General features: G+C 70.7%; 11 protein-coding genes. 5 read left to right on the plus strand and 6 right to left on the minus strand.

Annotated elements, in window-relative coordinates:
- Window positions 1-48: 48 nt before the first annotated feature.
- The 3 genes from ACLJN9_RS27745 to ACLJN9_RS27755 form a co-directional block, all read right to left on the minus strand.
- Window positions 49-11,220, minus strand: a complete 11,172-nt coding sequence (locus tag ACLJN9_RS27745) for a LamG-like jellyroll fold domain-containing protein (protein WP_410814556.1) — start codon at window positions 11,218-11,220, stop codon at window positions 49-51.
- Between the two features lie 108 nt (window positions 11,221-11,328).
- The gene (locus ACLJN9_RS27750; RefSeq protein WP_410814557.1) at window positions 11,329-11,799 is read right to left on the minus strand and encodes a hypothetical protein; all 471 of its coding nucleotides are present in this window, start codon (window positions 11,797-11,799) and stop codon (window positions 11,329-11,331) included.
- A 138-nt stretch (window positions 11,800-11,937) separates the two neighbouring features.
- Window positions 11,938-14,007: an NAD-binding protein gene (locus tag ACLJN9_RS27755; RefSeq protein ID WP_410814558.1), complete on the minus strand. Its 2,070-nt coding sequence runs from the start codon at window positions 14,005-14,007 to the stop codon at window positions 11,938-11,940.
- A 95-nt stretch (window positions 14,008-14,102) separates the two neighbouring features.
- On the opposite strand from ACLJN9_RS27755, the gene ACLJN9_RS27760 reads away from it, so the two are divergent.
- The 4 genes from ACLJN9_RS27760 (at window position 14,103) to ACLJN9_RS27775 (ending at window position 18,151) form a co-directional block, all read left to right on the plus strand.
- Entirely contained in the window at window positions 14,103-14,612 is a 510-nt protein-coding gene (locus ACLJN9_RS27760) for an MSMEG_6728 family protein (RefSeq protein WP_410814559.1), read from the plus strand.
- Between the two features lie 27 nt (window positions 14,613-14,639).
- Window positions 14,640-16,169 (plus strand): FAD-dependent oxidoreductase, encoded by a 1,530-nt coding sequence (locus ACLJN9_RS27765; protein ID WP_410814560.1) that lies wholly within the window; start codon window positions 14,640-14,642, stop codon window positions 16,167-16,169.
- 103 nt (window positions 16,170-16,272) lie between these two features.
- Window positions 16,273-17,481 carry a hypothetical protein gene (locus ACLJN9_RS27770; protein WP_410814561.1) on the plus strand — a complete coding sequence of 403 codons (1,209 nt, stop codon included), beginning with the start codon at window positions 16,273-16,275 and terminating at the stop codon, window positions 17,479-17,481.
- A gap of 226 nt (window positions 17,482-17,707) precedes the next feature.
- On the plus strand, window positions 17,708-18,151 hold the full coding sequence (locus tag ACLJN9_RS27775) for an HNH endonuclease (protein WP_410814562.1): 444 nt from the start codon (window positions 17,708-17,710) through the stop codon (window positions 18,149-18,151).
- Window positions 18,152-18,240: 89 nt separating this feature from the next.
- Here ACLJN9_RS27775 and ACLJN9_RS27780 read toward each other — a convergent pair whose 3' ends face one another.
- Window positions 18,241-19,008 (minus strand): enoyl-CoA hydratase/isomerase family protein, encoded by a 768-nt coding sequence (locus ACLJN9_RS27780; RefSeq protein WP_410814563.1) that lies wholly within the window; start codon window positions 19,006-19,008, stop codon window positions 18,241-18,243.
- Between the two features lie 271 nt (window positions 19,009-19,279).
- Window positions 19,280-21,673, minus strand: a complete 2,394-nt coding sequence (locus ACLJN9_RS27785) for a M4 family metallopeptidase (protein WP_410814564.1) — start codon at window positions 21,671-21,673, stop codon at window positions 19,280-19,282.
- A gap of 168 nt (window positions 21,674-21,841) precedes the next feature.
- Between ACLJN9_RS27785 and ACLJN9_RS27790 the strand changes: the two genes are divergently transcribed.
- Window positions 21,842-22,357 (plus strand): hypothetical protein, encoded by a 516-nt coding sequence (locus ACLJN9_RS27790; RefSeq protein ID WP_410814565.1) that lies wholly within the window; start codon window positions 21,842-21,844, stop codon window positions 22,355-22,357.
- An 11-nt stretch (window positions 22,358-22,368) separates the two neighbouring features.
- Here the strand turns inward: ACLJN9_RS27790 and ACLJN9_RS27795 are convergent.
- On the minus strand, window positions 22,369-23,030 hold a 662-nt coding region (locus ACLJN9_RS27795), incomplete at its 5' end, for a histidine phosphatase family protein (RefSeq protein ID WP_410814566.1).

A 23,030-nucleotide genomic window follows, 5' to 3' on the forward strand; every position in this document is an offset into this window, starting at 1 on the left:
CCCCATCATATCTACGTCACTGAAGTGGAAATTTTTGGGCCTTTTACCCTAATTGTCGGCATCGAAGGTTGCGTCGGAAGGGAACTGGTCTCGCCGATAGTCGCCGGGATAACACTTCGTGCAAATCGGCTTTTCCTTGTCCGCATAGGTCTCGCCCGGGTTACTGGTCCGCTGCCTCGCCTTGGTGAAGTCGATGTCGTCCGAGTTGCCGCCGAGGGCGTTCACGACGTTGCCCTCTGCGCAGTAGCCGTTCCCCGAGCAAGCTACTGCGACCTGGCCAGTTTTTACGTTCACGCCAGACGTCCACGTCTTGTTCTTCTTCTGGGTAGGATTGCCGCGGGTCGCGTTCTCACGCATCTCCTCACCCAGATGCCGCTCTGCGTCCTTCAATCGGCTACCTACCGACCAATCGCCGCTCGGCGCTGGGTAGGTCTTCACAAAGGGTGGCACCCCGCCCGGCTGGCCCCGGGTGCTCGGCGTAGAGAACGAACGGGCACTGCTGGGAAGGCCGACAGCCCCACCGGAGCGCGCGCCACCGCCGCCCTTGCGGCTCAACGCCCCAAGCCCCGGCACCATGTTCTCGGCGGCCGCTCGCGGGTTGTAGGTGCCCGACGTGGCCAACTGCCCGACCGCGTCCTCGACGCCGTTCTCGGCCGCCTCCGTCGCGAGTCGACCCACCAGCCCGGTGCCGACCTTCTTCGCCACCACGGCACCGACCCGGGCGGCGACCGCACCACCCGCACCACCGATCAGGCCGGTGACCGCACCCGTGCCCAGCGAGCCCAACGCGTCACCGATGCTGTGGATGTCACCCTGCGCGGCATCCTTCGCCAGATTGATCAACGCCGCGGTACCCGCCATACAGGCGATCGCCCCCGCGCCAGCGGTGACCGCCGTGCAGGCCAGACCCGCCAGGATCGCCCCACCAACCGCGGCGATCTCGATCAGGACGTCCTTGTGGTCCTTCACCCACTTGGTCGTCGAGTTCGCCGCGTCGCGTACCGCGGTGGTGGCCTTCTTGACGACCCGCTGCGCCTTGGCGGCGACCTTCTTGCCGGCCTGCTTCAGTTTCGCCGCCGCCTGCTTGGCGCGTTTCTTGACCGCCGCCGCTTTCTTCGCGACGGCTTTACGGGCCTGGTCGACCTTCTTCTTGACCGCCCGTTTGACCTGGTTGTACTTCTTCTTGACCTGCTTCTTGACCTGGTTGTACTTCTTCTTGGCCTGGTGGTACTTCTTCTGCACCGCCGCCTTGGCCCGCGAGGCCGTCTTTTTCACGGTGGTCTTCGCGGCGCTGTAGGCAGACGACGCGTACGAGTAGGCCGACGACGCGTAGGAGGAGGCATACGAGTAGGCCGACGACGCGTACGACCGGACGCTCGAGCTGACCGAGCTGACCGCGCGGTTGAACGACTTTTTCAGGCTGCCCAGGCCGAAGTGTCCGCTCGGGTCGGTGACGGTCAGCGGGTTCGCGTCGCCGTACTGGTAGCGGTTGGCATTGATCGAGTCCGGCAGCGGGCTGTTGCTCGCCGTGTCCCGGGTGTCGAACTGACCCGTGTCGGTGTTGTACCAGCGGGCGTGCATGTTGACCCGGCTGGTCAACGCGTCCGTCCACTCCGACTGGTAGCCGAGCTGGCCGAGCAGGCCGCTGGTGTTGAGCGCCTTGCCCAGCGGGTCGTAGGTCACCGAGCCGGCCAGCGCCGTCCCGGTCGGGCTGAACTGCCCGACCACGTCGGAGTGCAGGTCCGTCCAGACCATCCGCTGGCTGCCGCCACCGGTGGTCCCGACCACCTCGCCGGACGGCCCCCGCACGTAGGTCGCGCTCGCGTCCCCCGCCAGGTCGTTGCCGAGACCGGTGTACGAGTGACCCGGGCGAACAGCCCGCCCCAACCCGTCGTACGTGTAGGTCTGGGTACCGCCCGCCGACTGTTGCGACACCACCTGCCCGAAGGCGTCGGTGCGGGTGACGTTGCCGCCGGCGGCGGCCAGCGTGCCCCGGGCCGTGTAGGTGTAGCTCGCGCCGTCGGCGGTGAGCAGCCGACTTCGCTGGTCGTAGGTGAACAGCTTGGAACCGTTCTGCACCCGGTTGCCGGACTTGTCGTAGGCGTACGCCGTGGTGCTGGCGCCGTTGTTCCAGGACGTCAGCCGGTCGGCCAGGTCGTACGAGTAGGTGTTCGTCGCCGAGCCGGCGAAGCCTGTCGTCGACTTCGAGGTGATGTTGCTGTTCGCGTCCCAGCCATACGTGATCTTCGCCAGCGACGCCCCCGCGGACGATTTCAGCTCGTCACCGGTGAGCCGACGCAGCGGGTCGAAGGTGAAGTCGCGGGTGTTGCCGTTCGACCCGTAGGTGATCTTCGAGACCTGGGAGAGCGTGTTGTAGGTGTAGGCCATCTGCACGCCGGCCGACGAGTTGGCCAGCGACGAGAGCCTTCCCGCGCCGTCGTAGGTGTAACCCGTCGTGCCGGCGGCGTCCTGCCGGGAGGCCAGCCGGCCGTCGGGGTCGTAGCCGAACGTCGAGTTCCCCGACGGGCCGGCCACCGTACGCGGCAGGCCCCGGTCGTCGTAGTCGATGGTGTTCGTGCCACCCGAGCCGGACAGCGAGGTCATGCGGCCGGCCACGTCATAGCCGAAGGTCCGGTCCTGGGTGGCCACCTCGGCACCCGTGCCCGACTGCCGGACCAGCTGGCCCAGATCGTCGTACGCGTTGGTGACCGTGACTCCACCCGGCATGGTCTGCTTCAGCGGCTGACCGGCCCGGTCGTACTCGAGGGTGAAGGTCCGGTCCGCTGGATTCGGGTGTGCCGCGGTAGCCGGCTCGATCATCGATTCCGGCAGCCCCCACGAGTTGTACGAGGTGTGGAAGGCGTTACCGCGGCCGTCGGTGAACCGCGTGCGGTTGCCCTCCAGGTCGTACCCGAACGTGGTGACGATGGCGTCCGATCCGGAGATCGGCTGGCTCTCCCTGGTGACGACCCCGGTCGCGTCGTAGTCGTAGGTCACCGTGGTGCCGCGCGCGTCGGTGCTGGCCACCAGGTTGCCCGCCCGGTCGTATCGGGCCGACTGCTCCGACAGCAGCGTCCCGGTCGGGCTGTACTCGGCCGTGCGACCGGCCCGGTCCGCCATGTCGTAGGTGACGGTGGCGTACGAGCCGTCCGGGCGGATCGTCTTCGTGGTCCGGCCCTCGGCGTCGTACTCGTAACGGCTCACGTTGTTGGCGCCGTCGGTGACCGTCAGCGGATCACCAACCGCGTTGTACGTCGTCGCGCTGTTCACGCCGGCGGCCGTGCTGACCTGCGAAGGCCAGCCCTGATCGTTGTACGTGTAGCGGGTGGTGTGGCTCTTGCCCTCCTGCCGCACCACCTCCGTCGAGGTGAGCGTGCGACCCAGGTAGTCGTAGGTCGCGGTGCTGACCGCACCGGTCGGGTCGGTCGTCGACAGCACGTTGCCCGTGTCGTCGTAGGTGTAGGTCGTCGCGCCGTCGTTTGGTGCGATCTGCTTCGACACCCGACCGAGTTGGTCGTACTCGTACCGGCTGATCTTGCCGCGCGGATCGGTGACCGTCTTCAGCTGACCGGTCTCGTCGTAGCTCTGCCGCGTCTCCGGCACGATCGGCGTCGCCGCACCTGGCGGGGTGTACGCGGGCGCCTTCTCCGACACCACCCGGCCCACCGCGTCGTACTCCACGACCGCCCAGTTGCCGTTCGCGTCCCGGGTGTCGGTGGGCTCGTCGAAGGTGTTGTAGCCGACCCAGCTCACCGCGTTGGCCAGGACGGGGACCTGGCCGGGCTGCTCGACCATCGCCGCCGGGGCGGTGGTCTTCACCGCCCGCCCCTCCTCGTCGTACCCGTAGTAGGTGGTGTTGCCCCTCGGGTCGGTGACCGAGGTCGGTAGGTCGTCGGAGTCCAGCGCCTGCGAGGTACGGATGACGTGCGCGTCCGCAGCCGGGGCGGTACCCGCCTTGACCTGCGAGATCTCCGCGTCGCTGAGGGCCTTCTGGTAGACCTGCACGTCGCTGACCGACCCGGGGAACCAGCCGTAGCCGCTCGAACCCCCGATGGAGAAGCCCGTGGCCGTGTTGTTGAAGGCCTCGGTCGTGGTCTGTGACGTCAGCAGCGCGCCGTCGGCGTAGAGCTTCATCGTCTTGGTGGCCGGATCCGCCGTGAGTACCAGGTGGGTCCAGGTGCCCGCCACCGCGGAGCCGACCGGTCCTCCGCCATGGAGGAATGTGTTGCCTCCGTCCGCCTTGCGGACCGCCACGCCGGCGTACCACCGATCACTGCCGGGTGAGTAGAAGACCTTCGCCGCGGAGTCACCGATCGCGCCCGCGGCCTCGAAGACGAGTTGCTCGGCATTCCCCAGGGCGGGATTCTCGGAGGCGAGCTTCGCCCAGGCGGAGATCGTGAATGCCCGCTTCGCGTCCAGCACCGGGCCCGCCTGCAGGTAGGCCTTCGTGCCGTCGAAGACCGCAGCGCCACCGCGCTCGGTGGACCAGGTGACGTTGCCGCTCGTGGTCGCCGGGCTGTTGCCGGCAGAATCGGCAGCCTTCGTTCCGGTGGTCTCGTCGAGTTTCCAACGACCCACCGGCGTCAGCCCGGCCGAGGGGTACTCGGTCTCGGCGACCGCGCGGCCGGCGCTGTCGTAGAGCGCCTCGGAGACGCTGGTGACGGTGCCGTCCGGCCCGGACGAGACGGTGGAGACGACATTGTCGTCGGTGTCGTAGGTCAGCGCGGTGCGGCGCTTGAGCCCGTTGGGGTCGACGACGGAGGCCGTCGTACGGCCCGCCGCGTCGTACTCCGTGGTGGTGACGGTGTAACCGTTGTTGGTCACCTCGCTGACCACGTTGCCGGCGGCGTCGTAGACGTTCTCCTCCACCACGAACGTCCGGCTGCCGTCGGTCCGGGAGACCTTCGCCTCCAGCCCGTTGTCGGTGTAGGTGTAGCTGGTGGTCCAGCGCATCGCGTCGGTCTCGCTGGCGAGCCGCCCCGCCGGGTCGTACGCCCGGGTGGTGGTCACCAGGTCACGGGCCGCCGAGGGGTTGTTCGGGTCGCCGGTGTAGCTCTTCACCGTCGTGGTGAGCAGGTTGCCCTCCACGTCGTAGGTGCTGGTGGTCACCCCGGCGTCGGGCTCGGTCTCCTTGACCACCCGGCCGTACCGGTCGTACTCGAAGGCGGTGGTCTGGTTGACGCCGTTGGTGGTGGACGACTCCTGCCCGTACGAGTTGTAGGTGTGTCGCTCGGTGCGGGACGCGTCACCACCGGTCAGGTCACTGACCGTCACCGCGCTGACGTTGCCGTCGTCGTCGTGGACGGTGGTGGTGCGGGCGGTGTGGATCGCTCCGGTGACCCGGTTGGTGACCCCCGGCTCGGTCTCGGTGATCTCACGACTCAGCCGGTCGTACTCGTGGCTGGTGGTGAGCCCCTCGGGGTGACTGTCGGTCACCTCGGTCTCGGTGAGTAACCTGCCCAACCCGTCGTACGCGTAGCGGGTGACCTTGCCGCCCGGTTCCAGCATCTCCGCGACATCGCCGCTGGCGTAGTAGGTGATCGTCTGGGTCTGTCCGCCCGCCGTGGTCACCCTCGCCGGCAGGCCGGCCGGGGCGAACCCGCCGTTCTTCGCCGCCACGGTGGTGCCGTCGGTGAAGGCGGTGCGGGTGACCCGACCCAGCGGGTCGGTGATGGTGGCCTGGTTGCCCTTGCCGTCGTAGCCGTAGCTGGTCAGATACCGGTTGTCGGTGGCCGACGACGACCGGCCGTCGCGCATGGTGAGGATGACGTCGTTGCGCGGGTCCGGTACGCCACCGATCTTGATCGAGCTGCCGGTCATCCAACCACCGGCCCCGTTGCCCGACACCAGGTACATGTCGTTGTCGGTGGTCCTTTGGTAGACGACGTCGGGCTTCTTGTCGCCATCGAAGTCCCCGGCCGAGAGCAGGTTCTTGGCAATGCCCCACCCGATGCCGATCCGGGTGGCGGTGCCGCTGACCCAGCCGCCCGACCCGTTGCCGCGCAGCAGGTAGAGGTTGTTGTCGACGGAACTGCGGTAGATCACGTCGGCCTTGCCGTCACCGTCGAAGTCACCCGGCGAGACGAGCAGGTTCGCGGCGCTCACATTCGGACCGATGAGGGTCGCGGTGGTGCTCAGCCAGCCGCCGCTTCCATTGCCCTTCAGCAGGTACAGATTCTTGTCGACCGAGCTCCGGAAGATGATGTCGGGCTTGCCGTCACCGCTGAAGTCCTTCGAGTAGACCATCAGGTCCGCCGCGCTGACATTCGGGCCGATCTTGTCCGAGGTGTCCTTGATCCAGCCGCCCGCGCCGTTGCCGGCGAGCATGTAGAGGTTGCCGTCGGCGGCGCTGCGCCACAGCAGGTCGGGCTTACCGTCACCGGAGAAGTCGGTGGCGGCCACCGTCATGTTCGCGGACGCCAGGCTGGTGCCGATCCGCGTCGGCAGGCTGGTCAGCCAGCCGCCGGTGCCGTTGCCCTGCACCATCTGGATGGTGTTGTCGGCCTCCCGGTAGACCACGTCCGGGGCTCCGTCGCCGCTGAAGTCCTCGAACATCACCGGCAGCGAGGCGGACGCCCAGTTCAGCGGTTGGGCCGAGTTGGCGTAGTAGGTGTAGTAGACCGACGAGCACTTGCTGGCCGACTGGTCCTGACAGGTGATGACTTGCTTGGTGTTGCCCCGGGCGTCCTGGAGTTCCTGCGTCCAGACACCGCGCGGATCGTAGGTCAGGTTGCCGAAGCCGCCCACGTCGTAGCCGAACTTGGTCGTGTTGCCGAGCCCGTCGGTCTGCGCGATCATCCGGTTGCCGTTGACCAGGTCGTAGCTGTAGGAGATCCTCTCGCCTGTCGGCCCGGTCACCGCCACCGTGGAGACGGGCATCGCGATCGCGCTGGCGACGCCGTCGACCATGGTGACCGCGACCGGAGCGGTCTGCTTCGACGCCTGGAAGTGCGCGGCGACCTGGTCGGCTGAGAGCTGTGAGCGGTAGAAGGCGACCTCGGCGATCGAGCCGGTGAAGTAACCGACATCGCGGGTGCCGTGCATCGGCCATCCGCCGGCCCACTTGCCGGCCCCGACGTACACGTTCGGCCCGGGGGCCAGGATCAGCGCACTGTCGAGCTTGCCGACGGCGGCGCCGTCCAGGTAGAGCGACTGGGTGTTGGTGGCGGCAGCGAGCACGACGTGGTGCCACTTGTCGTCGTTGACCGCACCCGCGCTGGTGATCACCTGGGCGGCACCGCCGGTCCAGAAGCCACCACGCAGCTTGCCGTCCGTGCCGACGTAGAGCGACGGAGTCCAGTTACCGGCAACGGCCGGATCCGACAGCGGGCTGACCTGATAGCCGTAGAGCACACCGCCGGCGGTGTTGCCGGCCGGCATCTTGAACCACAACTCGACGGAGTTCGGCCCGGTGGTGGGCGCGTCCTCGGCCGGAAGTTGAAGATGCGACGTGGTCCCGTTGAAAGACGCCGCCCGGCTGTCGCTGAACGGGCCGGCGACCCCCAGGGTGGCGGTGCTGTAGGTGGCGGTGCCACCCTGCACCTCGTTGGCGGCATCAGTGGCCGCGATGTCGCCGAGCCGCCAGTAGTCGGCCGGTTTCGCGCCGAGCACCGAAGCGGCGTACACGTCGCTGCTGCCCGAGACGGTCGGCGTGCCCATGGTCCAGACACCGCCGTTCTCGTCGGTGACGGTGGACACCCGACCGGCGGTCTTGTCGTAACCAACCTGGGCGGTGACCCCACCCGACGGACGGATCACCTTGGTGAGCACCGGGTGTGCCGTCTGGCCGGCGCCGTGCAGCGCCGTCACCGTGGTGCCGGTGAGCGCCTGGTTGAAGAACGCCACCTCGGCGATGGATCCGGTGAAGTAGGTGGCCTTGGCGGGCGAAGCGCCGGTGTTGACGTGACCGGGCCAGCCACCACCAACGAAACCAGCACCGACCAGGACGTTTGCCGAACCGCCGGGGACCTGGGCGATGGTGCCGCCGAGGGTGCCCCTGTCGACCCCGTCGAGGTAGAGCTTCTGGGTGACTCCCGCACCGGCCAACACCACGTGGTGCCATGCGCCGTCGGTGACCGTCACGTCCGTGTTGATCGGGGACGGGAATCCGTTCCAGAACGAGCCACGCAGCTTGCCGTCACTACCGATGTAGATGGACGGGGTGTAGTTGCCCGGGGTGGTGCCCTTGGTGATCGGCTCGCCCTGATAGCTGAAGAGCACGCCGTTCGGGGTGGTCGTCTTGAACCACATGCTGACCGACTGGTACTGGCCGTCGCTGACCAGGTTGCCGGGCAGCTGCACGTAGGAACTGGTGCCGTTGAAGCCGGCGGTGGTGGCCGTCGAGCCGGGCAGCGCCGCCGGCTGACCCAGCGCGACGTCGGTGTAGCGCGCGTTGTCCACTCCCGCGTTGCCGAGGACCGAACTCGCCGCCGTCGTGGCGCCGGCCGCCTCGGTCAACCGCCAGTACGAGTACGGCCCGGCGTTGGCGACGGCGTTGGCGTACTGCGAGGTGCTGTCCTGCTGGTAACTGGTGCAGGCGGCGGTGCTCGTCGGGGGGCAGACCTTTGTCAACTGGTCGTTGGCGCCGTAGCTGTACTGCCAGGTCGTCACGGTGCTCTGGTCGCCGGGGACCACCGGATCGGTGGACACCGTCGCCGGGTGGGGGTGCGCCGAGCCGGCCGGGGTGGACCAGGCGACAGTGAGGGACCGACCGGAGGCGGAGGTCACCGTCGTCGCGTTCGAGCTGGCGTCGTACCCGAACGTCATCGCCCGGCCGTTGGCATCGGCGATACTCGTGACCTTGAAAACGCCGGTGGCCGCCGGCTGACCGAAGACGTAGACGGAGGCGTCCTTGTCGGTCAGGGTGTAGCCGATGACGGCACCGCTGCTGTCCTTGTTCTCCGTCAGCACCGAGAACCGCCCGGAGGACGGGGTGAAGGTGCCGTTGGCGTTGCGGCCGAGCGCGACATCCTGACCGGTCGGATAGGTGATGAGGACGGACTGCACCTGGCCCGCCACGTCGCGAACCTGCGTGGCGCGGGTGTCGAGCATGCTGGACCAGCCGGCGCCGAAGGCGTTACCGCGCCGGGTGTCCAGGCTGTTGTAGCTGCGCGTCACCGACAGGGACGGACCGACGGTGGCGACGCTGGCGTCGGTGGCCGAGGTGGTGTAGTTGCCGATGCTGGGGTCGTACCCCTTGCCGGAGTTCTGCGCGAGGTTCGCGGTGAGCAGCGGCTGCGGCACCGAGGTGGTAAACGCGTACGCCGGGTAGACCGCACTGGACCCGGCCTTGTCGTTGACCTGGACGGTGTAGAGGTAGGTCTTGTTCCAGGTCAGCTTGCCGGCCGGGACGGTCCAGCTTGCCGTGGCGACCCAACCCGAGTTGGCCACGACAGCACCGGTTGCGGCGTCGGAGACCACGTAGTTGTAGGTGAAGCCCTTGTTCGGCCAGTTGTCCGGGTCGACCGCCCGCGAGTGCAGCTCGGGTGTGAGGGTCTGCGCCACCGCGTTGTTCGTCGGGTAGCGGACGTTGACCTGCGGCGGGACGTTGTCGGTGTAGGTCAACTCCAGGTAGGGCTTGTAGCTGCCGCCGGAGTAGTTGGCGGAGGTGAACCGCTTCCAGGCCGCCGAGTCGGTCTCCGAGGCGGTGAGCGCCAGGCCCTCGTTCACGCCACCGGTCGACCAGTCGTTCAACGTGTCGATGCCCAGCGGCACGCTGACCCACCTGCCGGTGCTCCGGTTGCCGCCGGTGTTGGTGCAGGCCGGGTAGTTGTCACCGATCGTGAGTGAGCCGATCGGCGCGGAGATGGTCGGGCCGGGGTGGCTCGCGGTGGAGAGGTTGTCGACGGTCCACGCCTGCGTGACCCGATGCACCTCGATCGCCTTGTGAGCCGTGCAGTTCAACGACCAGGTGTGGTACAGGTTCAGCTTCGCGGCACTGAACCGCTTGCCAGCGAAGCCGTCACTGGCGAACTCGTCGAAGTGGATGAACGAGCGAGCCTTCACCCCACCGCCGTCGTACGTCCCGACAGGCAGGTTGTCGCCGTTGTGGTTGGTGGTCTCGGTGTCGCTGTCCACGTAGACGTCGCCGGTGGTGCCGGTGGTCGCGGTCGGGTCCACCCGCACCGGGTACTGGCGGGCCGGGTCCCGCAGCCAGGCCGCGTCAGCGACGACCCTCAGTGCGGGCGCGTCGTCCACGGTGATGATCTCGAAAGTCACCGCGGCGGATTCGGCGGGCGCACCCGACCTCGGATCGACCTTCGAGTCCTGCATCGAGCCGTGCGGGAACCAGGCCACCGCCTTGCCGCCCGCGTCGAGCAGCTCCACCGAGCCGGTCGCGGTGAGCCGCGGGGTCAGGCCGGTGAGCCGCAGCGGAAACACCCAGCTCGACGCCGCCTGCGGCGAGCGCAGCACCAGCGTCTCCTTGACACCGGCGTCGAAGGTCGTCAGCTCCAGGTCGATCTCCGGCAGGACGTCCCGGTACCGGGCGGTCGTCCCGGTCACCTCGGGCGCTCCGATGGTGCCGCCCTGGAGCCGGTAGCCGACGCTCTCACCGCTGGGCAGGGTGAGCTGGGCGAGGTCGGCGTCAATGCCGGGCGTGCCCGGCGTGGCCGGGGGCGCGGCGCGCCCGGTCTGCGCCGGCGCGGCGCCGGCAACCGAGACACCGAGCCGGTTCGCCGTGACGTGCAGCCGGCCGTCGGCGCGACGGGTCAGATTCGAATCGATCTTCTGCCAGCTGCCGTCCGCAAGGCGGTAGTTGACGGGGCGGTTGTACGTCCGCTTGGTGAAGGATCCGTCGGCGTTGGTGAACACGTCCGAGCGCGCGCTCGACTTCCGGGCATCCCGCGTGCTGGTCCGGGCGTCGAAGCCCGGGTCGGCCGTGTCGGTCACCTCGGGCGTGGTGGCGATCGTGTGTGGCCGGTACGCCTCGAGGGTGCCGGGGGCGGGCATCGGCGCACGCCCGGCGCCCCGGCCAGCGTCGGTCGCCGACGCCGGCACGTGCGGCTCGGCCGTGACCGGCTGCCCCTTCTGCTGGTTGGGAAGGCCCACGAATGCCGCCGAGGCCGACCAGGCCGGACGCTGCGCGAACCAGGTGAGCCAGCTGAGCGGGAACTCACCGCCCGGTCGTACCGCCTCGGACGGCACGGCGACCGTCAGCCCAAAGACCACAGCGACCACGAACGCGGCACGGCGCGTGCCACTGGTAACGGATCGGCGCACGGCCGGTCCCCTCCCCCGCGAAGTGACATTACCAACGCGGAGTGTGCTGGCTGGCTGATCTTGGCACAAGATGGCCGAACGGCTGAACCTGTGAAGAACCTTGGAGCGTCAGTCCCGGTCGGACTCCAGCGCGGCGACCAGGTCCCTGGCCTTACGCTGCACCGATTCCGGCTCGGCAGCCTCCACGACGGACACATTCGGCCCCGGAGACGTGGCGCCGAAGGCAACGAATGTGGCGGAGGGATAACGGGCCGCGGTGGGGAGCACCGCCTGCACCGGCGCCTCGCCGACCGCCAGGATCACCCCACAACGGCTCTGCACCAGGCTGGCGAGGAACGTCTCGGCGTTCTCCCCCGTCTGGGGACCATCCACCTCGAGGAACTGCACCTTGACCCGCGTCGTGAGTGACGCTTCCTGCATGCCGGCCCACACCGGCCGCGCCTCGGGGGCCGTGACTCCCTTCGCGCCGGTGAGCAGGCACGCCGTCTCTGCCCGATACTCGCGCTGGCGCGGCTCGGGTTCGCCGTCGGGCCACAGGGCCCAGACCAGGACCGCCACCGCGACCAGACCGGCCGCCACCGGCCACCACCGTGGTCGAGCCCGCAGCCACCGCACGATCGCCGGAGCACGTCGGCGTCGTTGCACGTCTCGGGCTCGTCGACCAACCCCACCACCAAGCACGGGCGCACCCTACAGGGAGGAGTCGTCGTCGAACGGTCAGGCGGACCGCGTCGCGCTGGCGTCCGGCTCGTCCCGGACGCCGGTGTCGCCGCTCTGCTCTCCCGGCCAGTGCTCGACGCCTGCGCCCTGGGTCGGCGGTACGGCAGCGACGGGGGGCGAGATGGGCGTCGACACCGGATGGGCCGCGCCGGGGGCCGAGGCGGCGACCTCCTGGTCGGTTGGCCCCGGGGGCGGGGCGGGCTCCACGGTTGGAAGGGACGGCGGGCCCACGGGTCGGGCCGCGCCGGGCGAGGTCGGCGCCGACCGGGGCACCGAGCCGAGCTGGCCGGGTGGTGTGGGCGCCTTTCCCACGGCCGGTGGCGCGCACTGCTTCGTCAGCCAGTCCAGGCCGCGCCGACGGGCGACCACGGTGAGCCGGTCGCCCGGGAAGATCACCTGTCGGGGTTCGAGGTCCCTCCACCAGATCGTCTTCGCTCCGCCAGCCGGGGTACGGGCGATCAGCCGGACCTGCCCGTCGCGGTTGACCACGTCCAGTGGCCGACCGTCCAGCTCGGAGCCTGGGGCGACCGGCACCTCGGCGACCGGGAGCGCATGCCGGTCGACCGGGATGGTGGTGATCACCGCCCGTTCGGTGAGAGCGCCGATGAAGGCCGGCGCGGCCAGGTAGGAGACCGAGCGGGACACACCGAGCGCGAACGTCTCCTCCACCCGTTCGGCGAAGTCACCGTCGAAGAGCCGCAGCACCACCCGCAGGTCGTCGCGGAGATCCCGGGCGGCCAACGCGGCCTCCAGATTGGCCACGTCGTCGGTGGACGCCACCACCAGCGCCTGGCAGTCCGCCACCGAGGCCGAGGCGAGGGTCTCCGGCAGCGCGGCGTCGCCGACCACCAGCGGCACCTCCAACTGGCGGGCCAGGGCGGCGCCGCGCGGCTCCGGGTTCTTGTCGATCGCCACGACCTCGACGTCGTACTCGCGGAGCTGGGCCATCACCCGGGTGCCGACGTTGCCGAGGCCGACCACCACGAAGTGACCCTCCCGGGCGGGTTGCAACCGGCCGGTGTGCAGCGCCAGCCGGGCGTTGACGATGCCGTCCACCACGACCGCAGTGATCAGCGGGATCAGCGCCAGGCCGGCCAGGTTGAGCACCACCTGCATGATCTGCGCGTCGGCCGCCTTGTTGGTGTCCGGGTCGGCGCCGCTGAGCGTGGTGACCAGGGTCAGATACAACGCCTCCAACGGGGAGACGTCCTCGGCACGGGAGATCAGCGCGCCCAGCACCGCGATCAGCGCGAGCACCAGCATCACCGCGATGCCGATCTTGCGGGTGGCGAAGCCGCGTACCGCGCCCATCAGCACCGTGACCGGCCGGCGCCGCCGACGGGCTCGGACCAGCCGACGAGCGGCGACCTCGGTGCCCGGCGGCTGCCCGGTCGCCTCGGCGAGCACCAGGTCGGCTTCGGCCTGCTCGGCCGGCAGCAGCCGCACCCCCTGCTCCGCGCCGAAATCGGCCAACGCGCAGACCACGTCCTGTGGCCGGACGTCGGCGCGCCGGGCCACCCGCAAGGTCTTGTCGCGGTGCTGGAAGGAACTCGGGTCGACCTCGCCGAGCGCGGCGGCAACGAACGCGGGCGCCGCCATCTCGGCGTCGGAGAGCACCTCGACCCGCGCCTTGAGCAGCTTCCGTACGCCGTCGGCCAGGGTGCCGTTGAACATCCGCAGCACCTGACGGACCCGCTGGTCGACGGCCTGGGCGCACAACGCCGCGTACAGGTTGCCCACGTCGTCCTGGTGCAGCAGCGCCAGCCCCGCCGCCCCGGCCAGCCCGGCCGCCTCGAAGGTCGGCACGTCCAGCCGGTCCGAACGGACCACCCGGACCCCGCGCAGCCCGGCCACGTCCGGCCCGTTGCTGCGGTACCGCTCCGGCACCACCACGGTCACCCGGGCGCCGCCCACCGGCAGCTCGGATTCGAGCACGGCACGGGCCACGTAGTAGGCCAGCGCGTCCTTCCCGCAGATCACGTAGTGCGGCCGGGCGTCACCGACGGCCCGCAGCCGCCAGTTCCACTCGACCGCCCGTCGCGCCCGGTCCCGCCACGGCTCCGCCATGCCCGGATCGTAGCCAGCACCACCACGGTGGGCGACCCCGTCTCCGATCACCGGAGACCAGGCATGCCGACCCTGGCTGCGGGTAGAGCAACGGCATGCAGACCTTCCTCCCGTACCCGGAGTTCCTGGCCAGCGCCCGGACGCTGGACCAGAAGCGGCTGGGCAAGCAGAGGGTGGAGGCCATCCAGGTGCTGCGCGGGCTCACCCGGCCGGGATACGGCTGGCGCAACCACCCGGCGGTGAAGATGTGGGCCGGGTACGAGGAGGCGCTCACCCGCTACGGGCTGGACATGTGCGCGGTCTGGACCGAGCCGGGCCGGGCCGACACCTGTGCCACCACGATGACCGTCGACCTCGCCGCCGCGTGCGGAGCAGGCGTCGTGCGTACCCAGGTCGAGCTGGCCGAGGCCGGTGAGCTGCCGCCCTGGCTGGGCCGGGACGACCTGCACCTGAGCCACCGCTCGTCACTGCTGCGCAAGGACCCCGCGCACTACCGCCCGATCTTCGGTGACGACGTTCCGCCGGATCTGGAGTACGTCTGGCCCGCCTCCGACCGGGTCCGCCGTTGCCTGACGCCCGACCGGGCGGCCGGTACGGCAGACTGAGGGCTCTGATCAGCCCGGGAGGTGCTCGTGGCGGTGTCGCAAGTGGTGGGTCGGCTTCTCGGCGTACGCCAGCACGAGGTGGACCCGGGCGGCGGTGGCGCCGACCGCGTGCCGGGACCGGTCACGGCGGTCGTGGTCGGTGGCGGCATCGCCGGCATGTCGGCGGCGGTGGTGCTGGCGGAGCGGGGTGTGGCGGTGACGGTGCTGGAGGCCGCGCCCACGCTCGGCGGCCGGCTCGGCGCGTGGCCGGAGGCGCTCGCCGACGGCGCCCAGCAGAACGAGCACGGCTTTCACGCGTTCTTCCGGCAGTACTACAACTGGCGGTCGGTCCTGCGCCGGATCGACCCCGACCTGGGGTTCCTCAAGCCGATTCCGGGCTACCCGATCCTCAGCGCCCAGTGGCCGACCGAGGAGTTCGGCAAGCTGCCGCCCGCACCGCCGGCGAACCTGCTCGCGCTGCTGCTGCGCAGCCCGAGCCTGCGCCTGGCCGACCTGCGGCTGATGGACCGGGACGCCGCGCTGCCGCTGCTGAGCTACGACCCGGTCCGCACCTACGCCGAACTGGACGACACCACCGCCGACGAGCTGCTGGCCTCGCTGCGCCTGCCGGACCGGGCGCGGGCCATGCTGTTCGAGGTCTTCTCGCACTCGTTCTTCAACCACGAGGCGGAGATGTCGGCCGCCGAGATGGTCGCCCAGTTCCACTTCTATCTGCTCGGCAACCCGGAGGGGTTGGCCTTCGACTGCCCGGACGAGGACTACGGCACGGCGATCTGGGAGCCGCTGAGGGGGCACGTGGAGAAGCACGGCGGCCGGGTGCTGACCCGGGCCGCCGCGACCGGGGTGCACCGCGACGGCGGCGGCTGGCGGGTGACGAGCGCCGACGGCGGCAGCCACCCGGCGGGCCACGTGGTGCTGGCCGTCGACCCGCCGGCCCTCGCCGCCCTGGTCGCGGCCTCCCCCGATCTTGTTCGACAGGCACCGGAGCTGGTGGCGCGGATGCCCGCGTTCGGCACGCCCGGCCCGCCGTACGCGGTGGCACGCTACTGGTGTGACGGGGACGTGGCCGCCGAGCGGGCCGTGTTCAACGGGGTGTCCCGGCAGCCCACCCTGGATTCGGTGACGCTCTACCACCGGCTGGAGAACGAGTCACGGCGCTGGGCGGAACGGACGGGTGGCTCGGTGATCGAGCTGCACGCGTACGCCTGCGAGCCGGGGGTGCCGGCCGAGGAGCTGGCCGAACGGATGCGCCGCGAGCTGGTCGCGCTCTGGCCGGAGGCCGCCGGCCTGCGGGTCCGCGAGCTGCGGGCCCGGGTGGAGGCGCAGGCGCCGGCGTTCACGCCGGGCAGCCACGCCTGGCGACCGGGGGTACGCACCGACGCGAGTGGCCTCTATCTGGCCGGCGACGGCATCGCCACGGACTTCCCGAGCGCCCTGATGGAACGGTCCGCGGCCACCGGCATCATCGCCGCGAACTCCATCCTGCGTGCCGAGGGTGGTGCGGCGGAACCGGTGTACTCGATCCGGCCGCGGGGCCTGCTGGCCGGACGACGCTGACTTCCTCGCCGTTCAAAAAATACGAAAGCCATCATAAGCGACAATTCACTCCCGTACGCTCGGTTGATCACCCGTCGACCGACCGGGCGGGAGGCAGCGGGAAATGTCACCACTGCACCGCGCCGGGGCGTCGAGCGGGCCACCGGTCGACGAGATCGGCCGGGACGACGCGTACCCGCTGATCCGCGACGAGCGCGCCTGCATCGTCACCGCCCTGCGACTGGGCTGGTGGATGGCGGACGCGTACCACCACGGTCGGCACGCCGAACTCGGCCCGGCCGAAACCCGGGCGCCCGGCCCACCGGCCAAGCTCTCCAACTTCACCGAGATGTCCGCGCCCCGGCGGATGCGGATGTACCTCGACGGGGTGGACGTCGCGCTGGGCCAGATCGCCGACCTCACCCGGCACACCGGGCCGCTACCGGACACCTCGGCAGCCCGGGCACGGCTACCCGACCTGGACCGACCCGGCCCCGCCGACCCGGGTCCGCTGCTGATCGCCCTCGACGACCTCAACATGGAGGTCCTGCGCTGGGCGATGGCCACCAACCACCGGGTCGGGCTGGCCTACCGGCTGGGCCGGTCGCTGGCCGACACCGTCCGGTCCGGTGACGGCGCCCAGCTGGCGCGACGCTTCGGCGGGCGGCAGATCGAGATCAGCCGGTGGCTGGAGGAGCTGGCCAGCGTCCTGCCTCCGTACTCCGCCGCGGTGGTGCGCCGCTCGCTCGCCAGCTGGGCGACCGCCGTCGAACAGGCGGGCCGGGGCGACCCGACCGAACCGGCCCTGACCGAGCTGGCCCGGGAGTTGCGCAACCAGGGCGACCTGTGGCGCGGCGTACTCACCGGAGGGCTGCATCCGCGCGACCTGCTCGACGAGGAGGACTACGCGGTGGTCGCCCGGAATCTGATCATCAGGGATCGCCGGCTGGTGGCGCAGGCAGCCCGGGGCATCTTCTGGCCGGTGCTCGTACCCCTGCTGGTGGTGCTCTTCGCGGTGGTGGGCGTGAGTGCCGCCGCAGCCGCCGGCTCGCCGACCACCCGGGCCACCGTCGCCCTGCTGGGCCTCGGTGCCGGTCTGGCCGCCATCTGGCGGTCGATCTCCGGGCCCGCGCTGGCGGTCGCCGGTGAGGTCAACCGGCCGCTTCTGGACAGTGAACTCGCCGCGCGGATGGCCGTGCGGGTGGACCGCCCGCTGGCCACCGCCCGACAGACGGCCGAGGGCCCCGCCCGCAGGAGCCGGCAGCGCCGGCCGGAGGAGCCGGACGGCCGATCGAAATACGTTGCTCGTCTCTCCCCTGTCGACCTACCGTGATCGCGCAAGGTCAACCACCCCGCGGGAGCAGATCATGACGATGTCGCACGTCACCACCGTGCCATTCGTGCTGCCCGTCGACGGTTGCCGAGCGGAAGGTCCCCGGGTGGGCCGGCCCGACTGACGCGTGTCCGTACGCGCCGAGCCGCCCGTCCAACAGCCGGACCGGGCGGCTCTCCGCTGTCCGGACCCCAGTCCTCCGTCACCAGCCTGAAGGGAGATCCCGGTGGACGCCGTCCTCGTCATCAACGCCGACCTCGGCCCGCTGCACCGGGTCACCGTTCAACACGCCATCCGGATGCTCTGCCGCCGGGTGGCCGAGATCCACGAGGCCGAGCCGGACCAGGTGATCGGGGTCTTCCCGATGCCCCGGGTGGTGCGGCTGGTCCGCTACGTGGTCACCCGCTGGCGGTTCAGCTCGGGGCCGGCCTGGTCCCGGGCGGGGGTGCTGCGCCGTGACGACCGGTGCTGCGCCTACTGCGGCGGCACCGCGTCGACCATCGACCACATCCTGCCGCGCTCGCGGGGCGGCCGGAACACCTGGCGAAACACCACCGCCGCCTGCTACGGCTGCAACCAGCGCAAGGGCGACCGGACGCCGACGGAGGCGGGCATGCCGCTGCGTCGGGAGCCGGTCAACCCGGGCTGGTCGGCACTGGCCGGGCGGTGATCGGACCGGTCGGCGGGAACGGGGGGCCGCGTCGGGGGTACGCCCTCGGCGCGGCACCCGCCGGCCCCGGTCGGTCGGTTCAGGCGCGGTCAGTCACCGGCCGGTGACCGCCAGGCGAAGCGGGGTAGCCGGCGCTCGGCGACCGCCGCCACACCCTCACGGGCCTCGCCGGTGGACACCACCCTGCGGTGCCACCAGGCGATCCGGGCGGGTCCGGCCCGATCGTCGATGATCTCCTTGGCGGCCGCGACGCTCAGCGGCGACCGCTGGGCGATCGTCGCGACGAGGTCGTCCACCCGCTCGGCGAGCCGGTCGGCCGGCAGCACCTCGTCGACCAGACCGATCCGCAGGGCGCGCCCGGCGTCGATCAGCTCGGCGGTGAACAGCAGGTGCTTGGCGGCGGACGGGCCGACCAGCCGGGCCAGCCGGCGGGTCGTCGGCGCCGGATAGACCAGGCCGAGCCGTGCCGGAGGTACGCCGAAACGGGCGTCGTCCGCGGCGATCCGCAGGTCGCAGGCGACCGCGAGCTGGGCGCCACCCCCGACGCAGGCACCCCGGATCACCGCCACCGTCGGTTTGGCGAAGCGGGCCAGCCGTTCCTCGGCGGCCACCGCGATGCTGGCGTCGCCGGCGTCCAACAGCTCCGCCAGGTCGCCGAGGTCGGCGCCCGCGCAGAAGGCGTTCCCCGCGCCGGTGAGCACCAACGCCCGTACGTCGGAATCGGTTTCCAGCCGGTCGAGCAGTTCGGGGAGCTGACGCCACATGGCGGCGGTCATCGCGTTGCGCCGGGCCGGGTTGTGGATCACCACGGTGGCCACCGGTCCGGTCACCTCGACGGTCAACTCCGCGTCCGACACGTCCGCCCCTTCCAACGCCAGCCGTCCAACGCCGCCGATCCGACCCGCCGGCACGCTACGCCAGTGCCGCGACCCTAACGGGCGCCGACCCGACGACGATCGGTCAGCCAACACCCGCCGCAGGCGCCCTGCTGAGGCAATCTTGGACAGTTACCGTTCCGCGCTGACGGTAAGTGTCCAAGATTGCCCAGAGACCGGCGTGCTGACGGGCGCTGGCCCGGCGACCACCCGGAAGGGGGTGGCCGTCGGGCCAGCTCGGTGATCGGTCAGGTCAGGAGACCGTCAACGCCGTGTCGTCGACCACGAAGGACGTCTGCAGCGAGGAGTCCTCGACGCCGGTGAACTTCAGCGACACGCTCTGTCCGGCGTACGCCGCCAGTGAGAAGGACTTCTGGCTGTAGCCGGCGGCCTTGTTCAGGTTGGAGTAGGTCGCCAGCGTGGCCAGCACCGTCCCGCCGGAGTTCAGCACCTGGACGCGCAGCGTGTCGTACGCGACGGTGGTGGTGGTCTCGGCCGAGTCGATGTGCAGCCAGAAGCTGACCGTGTACGACGAGCAGCCCGACGGCAGGCTCACCGACTGGGCGAGCGTGTCGGTGTGGGTGGTGCCGTACCCGTTCAGCCACGCCTTCCAGGACCCGGTGCGGGCGGCCTGGCCGCTGGAGTTGGTGATCACGCCGGCGCTGGCCGTCCAGCCGGTCGCCCCGGACTCGAAGCCCGGGTTGGCCAACTTCTGACCCGGCGACGTGCAGCCACCGCCGGTGCCGTTGACGGTCAGCGTGTAGGTCGCGGTCCGGGTGACCGCGCCCACGCCGTTCACGGTGATCGTGTAGGTGCCGGGCGGAGTGGCCGCCGTGGTGCTGATGGTGAGGGTGGACGAGCCGCCCGAGGTCACCGAGGCCGGGCTGAACGCCGCGCTCGCCCCGCTGGGCAGGCCGGACGCGGAGAACGTCACCGTCTGCGCCGAGCCACTGGTGGTGGCGGTCGACACGGTGGTGGAGACCGAGCCGCCCGGGTTGACCGAGCCGGCGGTCGGCGAGAGCGCCACCGAGAAGTCGTTGCCGGTCGAGCAGGGTGCGTCGCTACCGGCCACGTTCACCGCGGTCCAGGCAGCCTGTACGGCCTTGTACTCGGTACCGCAGGTGCCGTACAGGTCGGTGGCCGCCTTCAGGCTGTACGCGCGGGCGGTGTTCGCCGGGTTGCCGGTGTTGACGTAGGCGGTGTTGGAGGTGAAGTACACGTCCAACGCCCGGAACCAGATCTTCTCCGCCTTGGCCCGGCCGATGCCGGTCACCGCGGGAGCGGAGCCACAGACCGGCGAGGTGCCGTACGCGGTGGCGCCGGTGCCCTCGGCCAGGTTGAAGTAGAAGTGGTTGGCGACGCCGGAGGAGTAGTGCACGTCCTTGTTCTTGGTGCTGGCGGACCAGCAGCTGTCGGACGAGCCGTCCAGCGACGGGTTGTACATGTAGCGCAGCGGCGTACCGTTGCCGTTGATGTTGATCTTCTCACCGACCTGGTAGTCGCCCGGGTCGGCCGAGGTGTTGGCGTAGAACTCGACCATGTTGCCGAAGATGTCGCTGGTGGCCTCGTTGAGGCCGCCGGACTCACCGGAGTAGGTCAGGCCGCCCGGCACCACGTTCTCGGTGACGCCGTGGCTCATCTCGTGCGCGGCCACGTCGAGCGAGACGAGCGGGCGGGCGTTGCCCGAGCCGTCGCCGTAGGTCATCTGGGCGCCGTCCCAGAACGCGTTGACGTAGTTGTTGCCGTAGTGCACCCGGCTCGGCACGCCGGTGCCGTTGCCGAAGATGCCGTTACGGGCGTGCACGTTCGTGTAGTAGTCGAACGTCTTGGCCGCGCCGAAGTGCGCGTCCACGGCGGCGGACTGCCGGTTGGAGTTGGCGCCGGTGCCCCAGGTGTTGTCCGGGTCGGTGAAGGTGGTGCAGGTCGACGTGCCGTTGTTCATGTCGCAGGTGCGGTTGTTGCCGTGCGACGGGTCGATCAACTGGTACGTGCTGCCGGAGAGCGTCGTGTCGATGCTGACCGTTCCGGAGTAGAGGCTGTTTCCGGTGCCCGTCACCGCCTCGATCTCGTCGTACGAGCCCACGACCGCGCCGGTGGTGGCGTCGGTGATCACGTGCAGCCGGGACGGGGTCTGCCCGTCGGGCTGCCAGCCGCTGACCACGGTCTCCCAGGCGAGCCGGCCCTGGCCGGAGCTGGCGTCGACGAACAACTCCGGGGCGCCGACGGCGTCGACCTTGCCGGTGAACCCGGCGCGCGCGGTCCTGCCCGCGGCTGCGGCGGCGATCTTGGCCGTGGTGCCGAGGGTCAGCGGCGCGGCGAGACCGACGGAGCTGCCGGCGTAGGTGCCGCTCGGCGTGGTGTGGATGACGAAGTCACCGCCGTACACCCGCAGTCCCTGGTAGGTCCGGGTGTAGCGGGTGTGCGCCGCGCCGGTGGCGTCCACCCTGGTGCTGTGCACCCGGTAGGACTCGGCGCTGGAACCCTGGACGGCGCCGGGGTTCGCTCGCAGGACGGTCGCCGCCCGGGCCGCGGCGGAGGCGTCCGACGCGGGGGCGGGAGGTGGGGCCGCGTGCGCCGAGGTGGCGACGCAGGTCAGCAGGCCGCTGGTGAGCAGCGCTGCGCTGACGGCGGCAAGGGTTCGTTTCACGTGCCCTCCTGGAAGGAGAAAGTTTGTGACGGGGGTAGTCACGCATGTAGATATAACTATGTGTGGAGAAAAAGAGAAGCCTTGGACCGCTTGCAGACATCGACATTGGCCGAACGGATGAGGGCCGCGACGAGGGAACCGGCGATCCAGACCACACGTCCGAGCGGTATGAGACGCATCTCGGCGGCCGGTGCCACGACCGCGCTACTGCTCAGCCTGCTGGCGGGCTGCACCGGCTCCGAACCAGCCAGGACGCTGCCGGTCCACACCCCCGTCGACACCGCACCGGCCCAGCCGACGGCCAGCACCGGCCCGACCCCGAGCGGCCCGGGCACCGGCACGACCGCCCGGGTGCTGTTGAAGCGGTCCGGCGGCTTCGCCGGCCGCGGCGACGTGGTGACCGTCGAGCCCGACGGCCGGTGGACCGCCGTTGACCGCGCGGGCGGCCGGCGTACCGGCCAACTCGGGCCCGCCGACCTCGGCCGGCTGGGCGGGCTGGTCGCCGACCCCCGGCTGACCGCCGAGGCCCGCCGAACGGCCGCCCCGACCAGTTGCGCGGACGCGTTCAGCTACCGGCTGATTGTCGGCACGATCGAGTCGGGGTACGTCGACTGCCCCGCCGACTCCGCCCCGCCGCCGGCCACCCGGGCGCTGGTCGAGCTGCTGCTCCGGGCCACCGGCTGACCGCCCGCCGCTCAGACCAGGTAGTCCGGCGGCAGGCCCGTGCCGCGCAGATCCGGCGGCAGGTGCGCCACGTCGTTGACGGCGATCAGGTTCGGCGGCCCGGCCGGGCCGTACCGGATGACGGTCAGCCCCGCATTCTGGGAATTCAAACCCAGCCACCGCCGCTCCGGCGCGTCGAGGGCATGCCGGATCAGCCAGGCGATCAGGAAGCTGTGCGTCACGACGAGCTCACGAACCGGCTCGGCTCCCTCGGCGCCACCAGCTTCCTCGGCGGCCGGCCCGGCGAACCGCCGTACCGCCGCCGCCGTCACCCGCGGCCCGTCGACCCGCTCGGCCGTCGTGGCCCGCGCCAGGAATTCGGCGTACGCCGGAGGCAGGCCGGCAGGCTCCGTGTCGTGCGGGATGTGGTCACCGGCCAACTCCGTCGCGTACACCGGCACGCCGGGCAGCGACGCGGCGACCAGCTCGGCGGTCTCCTCGGCCCGACGCAGCGGCCCGTGGTGCACGGCGGCGAACGACCGACCCCGCAGTCGCTCGCCGAGCAGCCTGGCCTGCCGCCGGCCGCGCTCCGACAGGCCGGCCTCCGGCGACTCGGTCGCCGCGTTCTCCTGCTCGCCGTGCCGAGCCAGGTACAGCAGCCGGGTGATCATGGCCTGCATTGCACCACGACGGA

The sequence above is a fragment of the Micromonospora sp. 067-2 genome (assembly GCF_046549295.1).
Lineage (GTDB): Bacteria > Actinomycetota > Actinomycetes > Mycobacteriales > Micromonosporaceae > Micromonospora.